The organism is Burkholderia sp. 9779_493, assembly GCF_015712215.1.
Taxonomy (GTDB): domain Bacteria; phylum Pseudomonadota; class Gammaproteobacteria; order Burkholderiales; family Burkholderiaceae; genus Burkholderia; species Burkholderia cenocepacia.
This window is the reverse complement of sequence record NZ_JACCQA010000114.1, coordinates 1-449: the sequence shown is the minus strand read 5'-3', so window position 1 is coordinate 449 and position 449 is coordinate 1. Positions and strand designations below refer to the sequence as shown.

At 51.2% G+C, this 449-nt stretch carries 1 protein-coding gene; it reads right to left on the bottom strand.

Going from position 1 to position 449, the window contains the following annotated elements; genetic code table 11:
* Positions 1-418, bottom strand: a 418-nt coding sequence (gene folP, locus H0X95_RS35740; RefSeq protein ID WP_065406874.1) for a dihydropteroate synthase, incomplete at its 3' end; no start/stop codon positions are given.
* Between the last annotated feature and the right edge of the window lie 31 nt (positions 419-449).

The window sequence follows — 449 nt, the reverse complement described above, 5'->3', positions numbered from 1 at the left end:
GCATCAGACAAACCGGTAAACCGGTTTCTGCAGCCGCCTCCAGAGCGCCAGGTTCGGAAAGGGAGCGGATATCATTAATAATGTGAGCGCCAACTTTCGCTGACTCACGGATGACTTCTGGTTTGGATGTATCTACCGAGATCCAGACTTCGAAGCGTTGAGCAATTGCCTCAACCACAGGAATAACACGTTGCAACTCTTCTTCAACGCTAACTTCCGCCGCCCCTGGGCGCGTGGACTCGCCACCAACGTCAATGATCGTCGCGCCAGCGTTGATCATCAGATTCGCATGTTTCACCGCATCTATCAGCGAGTTATGCGTGCCACCATCCGAAAAGGAATCAGGCGTGACGTTGAGGATCCCCATTACGTGAGGATGGCTAAGGTCCAGTGAAGTACCCTGGGCAAAGAGTTTCATGATGTTATCCCTGGTATGAATTGATAAGAAA